The sequence below is a fragment of the Nostoc sp. DedQUE04 genome (assembly GCF_034530995.1).
Lineage (GTDB): Bacteria > Cyanobacteriota > Cyanobacteriia > Cyanobacteriales > Nostocaceae > Nostoc.
Genome location: NZ_JAVRCA010000022.1, coordinates 24,164 through 36,553, shown reverse-complemented (window position 1 = coordinate 36,553; position 12,390 = coordinate 24,164). Strand labels below are relative to the sequence as shown.

Annotated in this window: 17 protein-coding genes and 1 pseudogene; 11 read left to right on the top strand and 7 right to left on the bottom strand. The window is 41.3% G+C overall.

Translation table 11 applies throughout. The annotated features are described in order from the left end of the window. The first annotated feature begins 320 nt into the window (after window positions 1-320). The 3 genes and pseudogenes from RM049_RS17025 to RM049_RS17015 all read left to right on the top strand — a co-directional run bounded on the left by RM049_RS17025 (window position 321) and on the right by RM049_RS17015 (window position 3,338). Window positions 321-926, top strand: a complete 606-nt coding sequence (locus tag RM049_RS17025; protein ID WP_322660741.1) for a DUF3038 domain-containing protein — start codon at window positions 321-323, stop codon at window positions 924-926. Between the two features lie 249 nt (window positions 927-1,175). Next, window positions 1,176-2,777 (top strand): DUF4335 domain-containing protein, encoded by a 1,602-nt coding sequence (locus RM049_RS17020; protein WP_322705020.1) that lies wholly within the window; start codon window positions 1,176-1,178, stop codon window positions 2,775-2,777. A 315-nt stretch (window positions 2,778-3,092) separates the two neighbouring features. Next, a pseudogene (locus RM049_RS17015) lies at window positions 3,093-3,338 on the top strand (YiaA/YiaB family inner membrane protein). 119 nt (window positions 3,339-3,457) lie between these two features. Here the strand turns inward: RM049_RS17015 and RM049_RS17010 are convergent. From RM049_RS17010 to RM049_RS17000, 3 genes are read right to left on the bottom strand one after another with little or no spacing between them, the layout of a single operon-like run. Then, a complete protein-coding gene (locus RM049_RS17010; protein ID WP_322705019.1) occupies window positions 3,458-3,919 on the bottom strand; it encodes a ferredoxin in 462 nt (153 codons plus the stop codon). Further along, on the bottom strand, window positions 3,919-4,305 hold the full coding sequence (locus RM049_RS17005; RefSeq protein ID WP_322660747.1) for a DUF1257 domain-containing protein: 387 nt from the start codon (window positions 4,303-4,305) through the stop codon (window positions 3,919-3,921). Before RM049_RS17005 ends, RM049_RS17010 begins: the two co-directional genes overlap by 1 nt. Window positions 4,306-4,344: 39 nt before the next feature. Next, a complete protein-coding gene (locus tag RM049_RS17000) occupies window positions 4,345-4,554 on the bottom strand; it encodes a DUF2997 domain-containing protein (RefSeq protein ID WP_322673334.1) in 210 nt (69 codons plus the stop codon). Window positions 4,555-5,124: 570 nt separating this feature from the next. Between RM049_RS17000 and RM049_RS16995 the strand changes: the two genes are divergently transcribed. Both RM049_RS16995 and RM049_RS16990 read left to right on the top strand, forming a co-directional pair. Then, the gene (locus tag RM049_RS16995) at window positions 5,125-5,670 is read left to right on the top strand and encodes a protein-tyrosine phosphatase family protein (RefSeq protein ID WP_322705018.1); all 546 of its coding nucleotides are present in this window, start codon (window positions 5,125-5,127) and stop codon (window positions 5,668-5,670) included. A 43-nt stretch (window positions 5,671-5,713) separates the two neighbouring features. After that, window positions 5,714-6,403: an SAM-dependent methyltransferase gene (locus RM049_RS16990; RefSeq protein ID WP_322705017.1), complete on the top strand. Its 690-nt coding sequence runs from the start codon at window positions 5,714-5,716 to the stop codon at window positions 6,401-6,403. A gap of 128 nt (window positions 6,404-6,531) precedes the next feature. Here the strand turns inward: RM049_RS16990 and RM049_RS16985 are convergent, their stop codons facing one another. The 4 genes from RM049_RS16985 to RM049_RS39300 all read right to left on the bottom strand — a co-directional run bounded on the left by RM049_RS16985 (window position 6,532) and on the right by RM049_RS39300 (window position 7,827). Further along, window positions 6,532-6,879, bottom strand: coding sequence for a type II toxin-antitoxin system RelE/ParE family toxin (locus RM049_RS16985; protein WP_322705016.1), 348 nt, complete (start codon window positions 6,877-6,879; stop codon window positions 6,532-6,534). Then, complete coding sequence (locus RM049_RS16980; RefSeq protein ID WP_322679269.1) at window positions 6,876-7,130, bottom strand: hypothetical protein; 255 nt, start codon at window positions 7,128-7,130, stop codon at window positions 6,876-6,878. The genes RM049_RS16985 and RM049_RS16980 overlap by 4 nt, the downstream gene beginning before the upstream one ends. A 95-nt stretch (window positions 7,131-7,225) precedes the next feature. Next, window positions 7,226-7,423, bottom strand: coding sequence for a DUF4926 domain-containing protein (locus RM049_RS16975; RefSeq protein WP_416212645.1), 198 nt, complete (start codon window positions 7,421-7,423; stop codon window positions 7,226-7,228). Further along, entirely contained in the window at window positions 7,381-7,827 is a 447-nt protein-coding gene (locus RM049_RS39300; RefSeq protein WP_416212644.1) for a viroplasmin family protein, read from the bottom strand. Before RM049_RS39300 ends, RM049_RS16975 begins: the two co-directional genes overlap by 43 nt. A gap of 186 nt (window positions 7,828-8,013) precedes the next feature. Here RM049_RS39300 and RM049_RS16965 point away from each other — a divergent pair, with 186 nt between their 5' ends. The 6 genes from RM049_RS16965 to RM049_RS16940 all read left to right on the top strand — a co-directional run bounded on the left by RM049_RS16965 (window position 8,014) and on the right by RM049_RS16940 (window position 12,377). Continuing rightward, window positions 8,014-8,259, top strand: a complete 246-nt coding sequence (locus tag RM049_RS16965) for a UPF0175 family protein (RefSeq protein ID WP_322705015.1) — start codon at window positions 8,014-8,016, stop codon at window positions 8,257-8,259. Further along, window positions 8,256-8,744: a DUF3368 domain-containing protein gene (locus RM049_RS16960; protein ID WP_322705014.1), complete on the top strand. Its 489-nt coding sequence runs from the start codon at window positions 8,256-8,258 to the stop codon at window positions 8,742-8,744. The genes RM049_RS16965 and RM049_RS16960 overlap by 4 nt, the downstream gene beginning before the upstream one ends. Window positions 8,745-8,987: 243 nt before the next feature. Beyond that, window positions 8,988-9,839, top strand: coding sequence for an ABC transporter ATP-binding protein (locus RM049_RS16955; RefSeq protein WP_322705013.1), 852 nt, complete (start codon window positions 8,988-8,990; stop codon window positions 9,837-9,839). Continuing rightward, window positions 9,796-10,650, top strand: a complete 855-nt coding sequence (locus tag RM049_RS16950; protein WP_322705012.1) for an ABC transporter permease — start codon at window positions 9,796-9,798, stop codon at window positions 10,648-10,650. The genes RM049_RS16955 and RM049_RS16950 overlap by 44 nt, the downstream gene beginning before the upstream one ends. A 19-nt stretch (window positions 10,651-10,669) precedes the next feature. Further along, window positions 10,670-11,143 (top strand): MarR family winged helix-turn-helix transcriptional regulator, encoded by a 474-nt coding sequence (locus RM049_RS16945; RefSeq protein WP_100902601.1) that lies wholly within the window; start codon window positions 10,670-10,672, stop codon window positions 11,141-11,143. Continuing rightward, window positions 11,109-12,377: an MFS transporter gene (locus RM049_RS16940; RefSeq protein ID WP_322705011.1), complete on the top strand. Its 1,269-nt coding sequence runs from the start codon at window positions 11,109-11,111 to the stop codon at window positions 12,375-12,377. The genes RM049_RS16945 and RM049_RS16940 overlap by 35 nt, the downstream gene beginning before the upstream one ends. Window positions 12,378-12,390 lie beyond the last annotated feature (13 nt).

Genomic DNA, 12,390 nt, shown 5'->3' with positions numbered 1-12,390 from the left:
AAAAATGCAAACAAATTAGGAGGTATTCTACATAATTACTTAGCGATCGCTAGCGGTTAACATTCAAAACAATAATTTATTTATACTCTGATACGGAGCTAACAGCGAAAGTCGGGTAAACCTTAATTAGAATTGATAATTTTTTACTTTGTCGAAAATAAATTTTCATCTAGAGTAAGACAAAGATACCTACTGTTTACCACATATAAAAGCTAGCTGAAGCCTCCGGCTCATAGCTATTTATGGGAAACCAAGCTTGATTCTTAAGAGTCTGGTTTCAAAATGGGTAACAGCAACATCCCCTATCAGCTCGATCACCTATGCTAAAAGTTATGCACTCGGCCGCCAACTCAGCCACTCCAAATTCCCAGTGGGAGGATTTAATCAAGCTTCCAGCGCCAAATACAGTTCAATGGGACAATATAAAAACCCAATTAGACTTGGTGCTGTTAGCGCTAGAAACCTTAACTGGGATTGGTTCAGAGGCAATGCTTTCGGCGGCAACCGATCTGAATTTAGAGTCAAGAGTGCCAGACCGCGTAGCTTTATGGCGATTGCGCCAATCAAATCCTCTACGCAAAGGTCAAGGAGGGCGAAAAAAGCTAGATGTCGAAGAAGCGCGATCGCTTGTTTTGATCGTCTGCTACCTAGCCAAACAGCACCAGGAATTGATTCGCCGTGCTGTCGGTCTGTTAGAACAAATGGCAGAAAATAACCGGGAACCTCACCAGGCTGCTTTACTTGGAGACTATATTGATGCTTTTTGCAACACCTACCAAGAGCGGATGGAAGAGGACGAGCAAATCTCAACGGATTTACTAACTAACCTGGCCTTAAAACTGCTTGTAGATTTACTTTTTTACAGCGCTCCTGGTGGGCATCGCCGTCTCTGGCTAGCACTTATAGACCGTTCAACAAAATTTTAAATTTTAGATTTGAAATTCCTCAACCAAAATTCGTTTTCAAAAGTTTGCTAGGTAAGGATTCCTTTTTGATGGTCATTAGTTCTTGAGCGATGCACTATCAACAATGCTTCCTCCTTGCACGCCAGTTTGCATAACAGAAGGAACCTGACAAATTTCTGAGTGGAAGAATCCACTGTTCCAACTTTTCTTTGCAAGCAACTGGCTCAATTTTTGCAAAATCCCAATATAGTCTTCTTCGTAGTTCCTGTCATGCCTCTATCAAATTCAGTTATTCGTTGCTACACACCACCGACTTGCACGCTAGAAGTATTCGCGCAAAGCTCACCTCTGTCTCGTTGGATGGGGAAAACTGTCCTCAAACATCTGAGTTTTGAGCTACGTTTTGACGATCCCCGACTCCCAGAAGAACAAAGAGTTCCAATTCGGGGCGATCGCGAGCAACTCGAAGCTTTATGTGATGCTGTCACCAACTATGTACAGCAATTTCTCCAACAGTCTCCAGAAAGCTTTTGGGTGAGTTTCCCCAGTACCCAGGAGTCAAGCACAGCACTGGATGAGCCAGAATTAAAGTCTTCAACAAAAACATTAAATGCCTTTAGTACCCAACTTCCTGGGGCAAATATCCACTTAGAACCAAGCAGCTATTTAACTCACAACTTATTTCTCGGTTCTCTCACCAACCACTCATCCGGCCCCGTAATTCAACTCAGTTTGCTGCAACTATTCGATTTGGCAAGTGCTTTAGATGAATACTCAACTGATGTCATGGCACTTCCAACTCTCAACAGCACAGGTTCGACTCTGAGGTTTCCTGCTTGGGCGCCTGTTGCCGCAGTATTAGTATTAGGTGTAGGTTTTTTACCAGTTACTTGGCAATATGCTAACAATATTAGAGAAAAGCAACAGCAGACAGCCAAAACATCAAATTCAGAAGCAGTAAAGACTGCTCTAGAACCTTCATCTTCACTAAACTTTCCCACCCCTGAACCTGGGCTAACCCCTCCATCAAATAATTTGCTAGGTTCTACCCCTCCACTTTCCACATCCACTTTACCTCAAGCACCTCTAACAGCCCCTAGTTCTAGTAGTTTCTCTCCACCGCCACCAAATACGTTGACAATACCTCAAGGGACGACTGCAACCCTTCCTAGTAATCGAGCGAGCGCACCATCCAAGAAAATCCCAGGTCAGGAAATTGCCATATTACCAAATCTTGGACAGAATCCAACCGGATCAAGTCCCCAAGCCGGTGCTATCCCTCAACTGCGGAATTTGCCACCCAGACTGTCTTCTAATGCCAATAGCTTACCAACTAATATCTCACCAGTCCTCCCTCCATCTCTTGACACCATACCCAATAAGAATCGTGTCAATACCCCAGCCCAACCCTCTCCACTAACTTCACAACAGCTAGACGAAACAATTAGTTCTTTACAGCAATCTTCTGCTGGAGAGAAACCTACTTCACAACTTCCTTCCTCTAGAACTGCTGCTAATAATCCATTTATCGATCAATTAGGGGACGCAGGTAAAAACCCCACATCTAGAGAAGTAGCTACTGGCACATTATTTGACACACCGCAAGTAGCAGAAGCTAGACAATACCTAACAAAGCGTTGGCAACCACCTACTGGACTGGGACAAACATTAGAGTACAGTTTGATAGTTGGTGTTGACGGCACAATTGAACGAATTTTCCCCCTTAATAAGGCAGCAAGAGAATTCGTTGATAATGCTGGGATGCCAGAAGTTGGCAAACCTTTTGTTTCCGCTAATAAAAATGGACAGAATGTCAGAATTCGAGTTGTTCTCAGTCCTGATGGCAAGGTACAGACTTTTCCCGATGAATAACTAAACTCATCCTTTTAATGCCACTTGTAAAACTGGTACAAATTTTGTGCCAGTTTTTATTGACTACATTGCTCTTAAGCTCACTTGTTGAAATCCAGTTACGAAACTGGTCTTACTATTAATTACCAGTAAACCTACCAATAAATATAATTCTTGTTAACTTCAATTTTCCAAAACTAAACTATAGATACAAGTTTGGAAACCCAGATTAAATATTACGCTTCTTAATTACAAATTAATAATTGGTATTAATAACTCATATCAAAGGTAGAAAATATGCAAACAATTGGTATCCAAAAAGATAGTGCAGCTTAGATTATTTAAACTGGGGTAGCTTTTGTGATTTCTATTTCTATAATCTAACTTCGATATTGTAAACTTACCTGTAAATGCTTGGGTGAAAGGCTTTATGGATATGAGTATGCTTTCTCTGTTGACTCAACTTTTACTTTTGCAAAAACTACTAGAGACTTGCACGAAACTAGAAGATTAAGCGCTAGGTTAGACGAGGCAAAAGTAGAAAAATTACTTTCACAACACAATCCTCTAAATTTTAAATGAAGAGAATTAGCTCTTACAGGGAATTCAAAATTATCCTGACATCAGAAATTAACTACATAAGGAAAAACAAAAGGACTGGAATATCCAGTCCTTTATTATATTAATTTAACGTTTTTATCTTAATAACGGGATTTTTTGGTTTTTGACTTTTGCTTTTTACGCCGACGTTGGCTAGCAGCAACTGCCTCTTCTACAGGATAACCTATTAAAGGAATTACCTGATATTTGCGCTCGTCTTCTAATTTTTTCAGTTCAGTGTAATCAACCCAGTGAATGCAATCAACCGGACAAGTGTCAATTGCTTCTTGGATAATTTCCTCAGCGTCCCCATCTTGCCGAACCACGCGCGATCGCCCGTAATCTGGTTCAATATAAAAGGTGTTACGCGCAACATGAGCGCAATGCTTGCAACCAATACAGGTGATTTCGTCAACATAAACACCATTTTGGCGTAGCACACCACCCAATTCCGGTTCTAAACCAGAACGTTCTGGGGCATCCCGTAAAAAACCCCCTAATTCTGGTTCCAAACCGGAACGGTTATCTTCTTGTTCTTCCAGTGACGGCAGAAAATCAGCCATTACGCACTCCAGCGCTGTACTACCAGGCGAATTGAACCATCTTCATTTTTTTGTTGTTCAGAAACTTGAAAACCAACACGAGCAGTTTCTTTCAGAACTGTTTGATAAGCATAGCGCTGTGTTACTTGGCGCAAAAATCCATCTACAGACAAATCTTGTTGCCAATATTGCAAGTCAGCCACCAATTCATATTCCTTGCCATTCCATCTAAAGCCGATGTCATAGCCATTTTCCTGCTCAATACTAACTTCTGCAGGATGGGTTTGACCGCGATAGCCACGGACTTCGCGCGGGCCGGGTTTCCAGTCTACGCCCAATTCAGTCAAAGCATCTTTCAAAGAATCAAGGTTACGGATTTGAGTCTTAATTTGGCTAAAGTGTGACATGGTGGTTGTGAATTAATAACACTAAACTACTGTGAAAACTTACCAATCGCTGTAAGTGGTGTGTGTATTCGCCACATTAGGTTGCTGCACCTTGGCGGCGAAATATTCTGAGGTTGGCTCATGATTAAGTACTTGCCCCAGCTGCGCCTCTATTGCTGCTGTAACTTCAGCGCAAGAATTACCCACAATGCCAGTGACTTTCTCTTGTACCCGACCGTCTGGATAAATTATGAATTCTAATGTCTCCATTCTTTTGGCCAACCAGGATAAGTACGCTTAAATTCTACTGCCTTAGCAGAAGGCTACAAATATAGCCATAGGAACATTTTTACTAGATATAAACTTGCCATTTGTTAACTAATGTTCCATTTTTCAACATATATATCTCAGAATCTTTACAAAACTTATTAATATTATAAGCACACGCATCAGTATTTAGTTAGTTTCTCTTAACCTCATTGATTAGTCAAGGTAACTACTGGAGTTAGCGAAGTAAGCTGCAAAAGTCCTAAGAATAAGCATTAGAGGTAGTATAGGCAGCAAGACAATTCACAAAAATATAAAATTTATTGAAAAACTTTATTCTTAGCATTCGTTCTACCTTATTATTCTCCAGGTAGATTAGATGCAGTGCAGTATAACTCTAAAGTAATATAGTGTGTATACGTAGGTATTGTATTAGGCTTTTAGGTATAGTTACTTTAGTTGGCATTGGCTGTAGAAAGATTTTTAAACGGCGTTCGCTGAAAGCGTTGGCGCAGCCATCGCTATTTTCTGCCATTGGTAAGATTTATCAACCTCGATTCTAGACAGTTAAATATGTACAAATTTGCCCCAGCTTGGGAGAAGGAGCAAATAGTCTTTGGTGCTGCGCGACCTGGATACACTGACAAGAATGTTCAGGATTGGATAGAGTTCATGAAGCGCCAAAATATCAAGCGTGTTTGCTGTCTTCTTGATGAACAACAGCTAGGTTCTTACTCTAATCTTCTAAACATATACAAACAGGAATTTGGGAATCAGCTAATTTGTTGGGCACCAATTGCAGATTTCCATTTATCTGATTTAGAAACCCTCACACAGAAAATACTTCCTTTCTTAATAGAAGCTGAGAAACAAAATGAGAAAGTTGTTGTACACTGTTCCGGTGGAATTGGACGTACTGGACATGTATTAGCGGCATGGCTAGTTAGTGTCCGAGGATTATCAAATCAAGCTGCAATAAATGCTGTCAAAAAAACAGGTAGAAATCCTTATGAAGCTGCGATCGCTGCTGTATTTATAGGTAGAAATCCTTTAACAGTTATAAAAGAACTTAACGCGCTTCTGAATGATTGCCGTCTCTCAGTGAATAAAACATTTTGATGCTATCATCCTGTTTAATCAGTCTATTGACAAGGTAAATTCTATGGCAATGGTTCTAGATAAAGTAGTTCCTTTTGGCAGGTCAATGGATGAATATATAAAAATATTCAATTTAACAAATGCAGATTTAAATAAAAGAATCATTGGGATTGGGGATGGGCCAGCAAGCTTCAATGCAGAAATGACACGTCAGGGTAAAAGTGTAGTCTCTGTTGATCCACTATACCAATTTTCTGGTGATGAAATATTGCAAAGATTTAATGAAGTAGTAGATAACATCATTAATCAAGTCAAGGCTACAACGAATGATTGGGTATGGAGCTATCATAAATCTCCAGATGATTTGCGACACAATCGAGTGAAAGTTATTCAAGAATTTCTGTCTGATTATGAAAATGGCAAAAAGAGCAACAGATACAAAGTCGGTGAATTGCCAAAATTGGCATTTAATAATCAAGAATTTGATTTAGCGCTTTGTTCACATTTCTTGTTTTTATATTCAGACCATCTCGATTACAATTTTCATTTAGATTCTATAGGTGAGATGCTGCGTATTGCTAAAAAAGTCCGAATATTTCCTTTGATAACTTTAATGTGGAAACATTCACAACATTTAGATAAAATAGTTAAATATTACACTTCAAAAGGTTACAAAATAGATATTGAAAAGGTTGAATACGAATTACAGCCTGGTGGAAATAAAATGTTGAAGATAACCAGAGATGTTATATAAGTCCTAGTTATAAAAAATTGGTATTTTTAAATAATTTTTAATGCGATCGCTCTCAAAATTACCAGATGCGAGCGCTTTGCTGGTATATGTTTAATATGCTTCAGCTAGCCCTATGCGGTTGCTAGTTCTTAGGTCGTCTGAGAGTCATCCGGTGCTTCACCAAGGGTCTGCTGTGCAACGTGACGGATATGAAGAACACGCACTATCGATATTTCTTGTCTTGCCAAAATCGTGAAAATTATTCGGTATGAATTGCGTCCTCGACCGTAAAGTATCTGGCGAATTTCTTGGCTAAAATAATCATTTTCTCTAGCTAGAGAACATCGGCTTGGCATTTGCGATAAAGACTCAATGACTTGTACTAATCCTGCATACCACTGACTTGCCCTTTCAGGAGAAGTAACTTGAGATAACTGCAAAAATGCGCTGTCTGCTTCTGCTTCAGCTACACTAGAGATTTCAATGCGGTATTTCATGAATCGGCTGGCAGATTATACTTGCGACGTTGCTCGTCAGCAAAATCATCAAACGAACGGAATCTACCCGCTTCAAAGTCTTCTAATCCTTGCTGAATACCCTTAATAGCTGCTTCTGAGTCTTGCACCTCCCACTCTAGGACAGCCTCTAGCAATTGGGCTGCAACAAAACTAACGTCTTGTCCCTGCTGTGTAGCTTTCTCGCGGAGTCGTGCTTCTAATTCTGGGCTAAGGGAAACAACGATCGCCATAATCGGATATTTTGTGGAAGGTTTATAGATATGATCTTATTTCAGAATATCTGATAAAGCTGCGTAGGCGTAGGCATAGTTCTGGGCACAACCACTTAAGCTGTCACCATTGGCCTTACTGAATCAGGGGATGCTGGCTCAAAATGTAACACCATAATTTGCTCTGGGCGTAAACCGACAGATTCATAAGTGCGGCCAGAGCGATCGCTAAATTCCACTTCAAAAGCAGCACCACCAGCTAATAATTCTACTACTGTGCAAACTTGACCACGGTACAGATTGTATTCAGGTATGCAAGAGCATGAACAATAGCCAAAAACTCTCCAATATTATTTGTTCCGTTTGGCATTGGACTTTTATGGAAAATAACTTTACGTGTTGCTGTATCAATACCTCTGTATTCAACATATCCAGGATTACCTAAACATGAAGCGTCAACACAAACGCTATCCATTATTAATTCTTGTGCAGGAATAATTTTTGTTTTTGTTTCCTGCCGGGTTACTTTTTTATGCTCAGTTGTCACAATAAAATTCTGCTCTGCAACCTCCAATGCTGCTTCTGCTTCTTCTCTAGTCTTAAAGGATTTGTACAACGCACCACTAAAACCTGTGATATGTTTATCACATTCCTCCCAGCTTGTGAATATACCTGTCTTTCGACCTTTAAAAACGGCGTAGTATTTGTTGGATGCCATAATGACTCCTTCCGAGTAGGACGATGTTATACTTCCCCTGAATACCTTTGAATTAGGATAAGTAAATTCAATTAATTAAAATTCATTTTTGCAGATTTAGCCAGCTATCCATGTGGGAGTGCTGGATTTTGTCCCTTGGCGATACCCAACCTTCTTAAAATAGTAGTGATAGAAAGGATTGTAATTATGAGCATCGTCATTCCTAATGAAATATTAACCGCAACTCGGATGACTGAAGGCGAAATGAAGCAGGAAATTGCAGTCATGCTCTTTCAAAAAGAAAAGTTAACTCTAGCTCAAGCCAGTCGGTTTGCAGGTATGAATCGTATAGCATTTCAGCATCTACTCGCAAGTCGTCAAATTTCAGTGCATTATGGGGTCGAGGATTTTGACCAAGATATAGAAAACTTGCGGGCGATGGGTAGACTGTGATCGTTGTCAGTGATACTTCACCCATTAATAACCTCGCCGCCATTAACCATCTTCATTTACTACAACAGCTTTACGGAACAGTTCTAATTCCTGAAGCTGTTTACCGAGAACTGACTGATCCCAACTTTCCAGTTGCAGGTGCAACTGAAGCCCAAACTTTTATCTGGATTCAAACTCGTCCAGTTCAAGATCGAACATTGGTTGAAGCACTCAGCAATGAATTAGATATTGGTGAAGCTGAAGCGATCGCTCTAGCGCTGGAAATGAAAGCAAATCAAGTTTTGATTGATGAACGTCGTGGTCGCATGATTGCAGCTAGGCTAAATCTTGGTTACACAGGGATTTTAGGGATTTTGGTTGAAGCTAAAAGTCAAAGACTGATTTCTGCTGTAAAACCTTTGTTAGATGCTCTGATTAACCAAGCAGGATTCTGGGTGGCAGAACCTTTATATAAGAGGGTTTTGCAGCTTGTTGATGAAAATTAAATGCGGCATAGACTTTCTAACTGAGCAGTAGGCATTCTGAAAATTTTTACCTATTAACCATCTCTAGCAAGTGTTTGCGGTTAATTTGCCAGTAATACTTCGCCCATCAAGAACCTCGCCGCCACTCTACTGAGTTTCCTTTTACTCTGATTCAAATTTATGCCAAGAAGTCTATTGACTTCTGGTAAATCTATTGAGAAGCTAATAGTTAGATTTACTAATTAATTGAAGTGCATCAAACTTGTGACAATACTGACGACAAAAATAAATCGATCGCAACCTGCTAGCGAACCAAAACCGTTGATTTTGGAAACTCAGGGACTCACACGCCATTTTGGGAAGTTCACGGCAGTTAATAACCTGAGCATATCTGTGGAACAAGGCGAAGTATTTGGACTGCTTGGCCCCAATGGCGCAGGGAAAAGTACAGTTCTTAAGATGTTGACAACCTTACTGCCTATCAGTGCAGGGAAAGCAACCTTAGCTGGCTATGACGTGACTCGTCAATCTAATCCTGTGAGGCGGGCTATCGGCTATGTACCCCAGGCGCTGTCTGCTGATGGTAGTCTCACGGGTTACGAAAATCTCTTAATCTTCGCCAAGCTGTATGGAATACCTGCCAAAGGACGCGATCGCCGCATCTATGAAATTCTAGAGTACATGGGTTTGCAAGATGCGGCGAAACGCTTGGTACGAAACTACTCTGGTGGGATGATCCGCAAGCTGGAAATCGGCATATCAGTTCTACATCAACCCCAAATTCTGTTTCTTGATGAGCCGACTGTCGGACTAGATCCCATCGCTCGAACTCAAGTATGGCAGCTTGTACTACAACTGTGTGCTGATTACGGCACAACTATATTTTTAACAACCCACTTTTTAGAAGAAGCAGATAGCTTATGTAACCGAGTGGCGATTATACAGCAAGGTGAAGTCGTTACCACAGGTTCACCAAGGGACTTAAAAGCTTCTTTAAATAACCCAAATGCAACTTTGGATGATGTCTTTATTCACTATACAGGCGACCAGTTAACATCAGGAGTCAACTACCGTGACACAGCAAGAACCAGACGTACTGCTCAACGGTTGGGTTAAAGCACCACCCACTGTCCGAGGAAATTCGATCTCTGCGATAAAAGAGCTAGTTACAAAAACCCTGGCGATCGCAGAATTGGAAATCCGTAAACTCCGCCACGATCCCACTGATTTAGTCGTTCGGGCTGTGCAACCAGCTTTATGGCTGCTAATCTTTGGGCAAGTTTTCGCCCGGACTCGCGCGATTCCAACAGGCAACTTACCCTATTTAGACTTCATTTCTGCTGGCATATTGGCTCAGAGTATTTTGTTTGTGGCAATTTTCAGTGGTGGGATGACGTTAATTTGGGAGCGAGATTTAGGGATTGTACATAAATTTTTAGCTAGTCCTACACCCCGTGTAGCGATGGTGTTGGGCAAAGGTTTAGCATGTGGGGTAAGGTGCTTATCTCAGGTAATATTTATTTACGGATTGTCATTTTTATTAGGTGTCAAACTAAATCTTCATCCCCTAGCTATTCTCCAAGTACTGCTGCTAGTCATAATGGGGGCGGGAACATTTTGTATTTTTTCATTAATTATTGGCTGTTTGGTGAAAAGCCGAGAAAGGATGACGGGTATTGGACAATTGTTAACCATGCCGTTATTTTTTGCGAGCAATGCCATCTATCCGATCTCGTTGATGCCCAGTTGGTTAAAGTTCATTTCCCATTTAAATCCGTTGACTTATCTGGTTGACGGGTTACGCAGCACTATGCTGTTGAATGGCACTAGCATCTATAGCTTTGGTCTGGATTGTACAATTCTCTTATTAACATTAATAATTTTGGCCATCCTTGGTGGAAAACTTTATCCACGGGTGGCTATGTAACTAGGAGAACAACAAGCCCATGACCTTGGATAAACCTAATCAAGGTGCAACTTCCGAAGAATGTGCCGCTAGAGTAATGGAAACAGTTCCATTAGTGATGCGGTTTATCCGAGCGGATATGCGTGCCCATAGTGCCGCTTTTTTATCTATACCTCAGTTGCGATCGCTAGCATTTATCAACCGGAATCCTGGTGCTTCATTATCTGACTTAGCAGAGCATTTAGGTGTCACCTCTGCCACGGCATCAGCAACTATAGAACGTTTGGTACAACGCGACTTCGTGAAACGGATTGCTCATCCTCAAGAGCGGCGGCGGGTGCTGCTCAATTTAACTGAAGATGGAAAACACCATCTCAAGCAATCCCAAGATCAAACTCGCGCTCATATTAGCGATCTGCTCAAAGGTCTTTCAGAAGACCAAATTTCCAACATTGAAGAAGGCTTAACTCTACTAAAAAATGTCTTCGAGAAAACAGAACTCAAAGCCCCATAACTTTGAGGTTGCACAACACGATCCCTTTGCAGCCTTTAAGTTTCGAGACTATCGGCTATTTACCATTGGACGGCTAGTGCTGTTCGTGGGGTCGCAAATGCAAACTGTAGCGATTGGCTGGGAACTCTATGAGCGCACGAACTCGGCGATCGCTTTAGGTGGTGTAGGACTGGCGCAAGTCCTACCGATGATTATTCTCACCTTAATTGCCGGAGATGTTGCCGATCGCCGCGATCGCAAAGTGACCATGTTACTCTCGGTAATGTTGCTAGCCCTCTGCTCCCTAGCTTTAGGGGTACTTTCCTATACTCAGGGTGCAATTTTTCTAATTTACGCCTGCTTAGTATTAACAGGTGTCGCTAGAGCATTCCTCAAACCTGCCAGTGATGCTCTGATGTGGCAATTAATACCTGTCAGCGCCTTTACAAATGCAGCTACTTGGAATAGTAGTAGCTTTCAATTGGCTGCTGTTATTGGCCCAGCCTTTGGGGGATTCGGGATTGCGCTACTAGGAAGTGCTACAGGAGTGTATGTGTTAGCAGCGATCGCCGCGTTGCTGTGTTTTATTTTAACGCTGGCGATCAAAGAGCAAAAAAGTATTCGCTCAACTGAGCCAATTTCACTCAAAGCACTTGCAGCCGGTGCTAAATTTGTTTGGCAAAATCAATTGATTTTAGCAGCGATTACATTAGATATGTTTGCTGTATTGTTGGGTGGTGCGATCGCGCTCCTCCCGATCTTTGCCAAAGATATTTTACACGTAGGGCCAGTGGAATTGGGATATCTACAAGCAGCTCACTCCATCGGTGCTTTGACTATGGCTATCACCCTGGCATATTTACCACCGTTACGCAAAGCTGGCCCAGCCTTATTATGGTCAGTGGTTGGCTTTGGGGTTGTAACAATTATCTTTGGACTTTCTCGTTCCTTTTGGCTGTCTATGTTGATGCTGATCCTTGGTGGCGCACTAGATAGTATTAGCGTTGTGATTCGTCATACATTAGTTCAAATCAGAACACCAGATCATTTGCGTGGTCGAGTTGCTGCTATTAATAGCGTGTTTATTAGTGCCTCGAATGAATTAGGCGGCTTTGAGTCCGGTTTGACTGCTGCTTTATTTGGCCCGGTGATTTCCGTTGTGGGTGGTGGAATTGGCACAATTTTAGTAGTGATTGCTACAGCTATGATTTGGCCAGGAATTCGTAAGTTAGGAGCTTTGCAAGAGTATAAATAAATTTAAAATGGCA

What these genes read in the sequence shown, in the direction of transcription:
- RM049_RS17025 (WP_322660741.1), top strand. Translation starts at nt 321, where the DNA reads ATGCTAAAAGTTATGCACTCGGCCGCCAACTCAGCCACTCCAAATTCC.
- RM049_RS17020 (WP_322705020.1), top strand. Translation starts at nt 1,176, where the DNA reads ATGCCTCTATCAAATTCAGTTATTCGTTGCTACACACCACCGACTTGC.
- RM049_RS17010 (WP_322705019.1), bottom strand. Translation starts at nt 3,919, where the DNA reads ATGGCTGATTTTCTGCCGTCACTGGAAGAACAAGAAGATAACCGTTCC.
- RM049_RS17005 (WP_322660747.1), bottom strand. Translation starts at nt 4,305, where the DNA reads ATGTCACACTTTAGCCAAATTAAGACTCAAATCCGTAACCTTGATTCT.
- RM049_RS17000 (WP_322673334.1), bottom strand. Translation starts at nt 4,554, where the DNA reads ATGGAGACATTAGAATTCATAATTTATCCAGACGGTCGGGTACAAGAG.
- RM049_RS16995 (WP_322705018.1), top strand. Translation starts at nt 5,125, where the DNA reads ATGTACAAATTTGCCCCAGCTTGGGAGAAGGAGCAAATAGTCTTTGGT.
- RM049_RS16990 (WP_322705017.1), top strand. Translation starts at nt 5,714, where the DNA reads ATGGCAATGGTTCTAGATAAAGTAGTTCCTTTTGGCAGGTCAATGGAT.
- RM049_RS16985 (WP_322705016.1), bottom strand. Translation starts at nt 6,879, where the DNA reads ATGAAATACCGCATTGAAATCTCTAGTGTAGCTGAAGCAGAAGCAGAC.
- RM049_RS16980 (WP_322679269.1), bottom strand. Translation starts at nt 7,130, where the DNA reads ATGGCGATCGTTGTTTCCCTTAGCCCAGAATTAGAAGCACGACTCCGC.
- RM049_RS39300 (WP_416212644.1), bottom strand. Translation starts at nt 7,827, where the DNA reads ATGGCATCCAACAAATACTACGCCGTTTTTAAAGGTCGAAAGACAGGT.
- RM049_RS16965 (WP_322705015.1), top strand. Translation starts at nt 8,014, where the DNA reads ATGAGCATCGTCATTCCTAATGAAATATTAACCGCAACTCGGATGACT.
- RM049_RS16945 (WP_100902601.1), top strand. Translation starts at nt 10,670, where the DNA reads ATGACCTTGGATAAACCTAATCAAGGTGCAACTTCCGAAGAATGTGCC.
- RM049_RS16940 (WP_322705011.1), top strand. Translation starts at nt 11,109, where the DNA reads ATGTCTTCGAGAAAACAGAACTCAAAGCCCCATAACTTTGAGGTTGCA.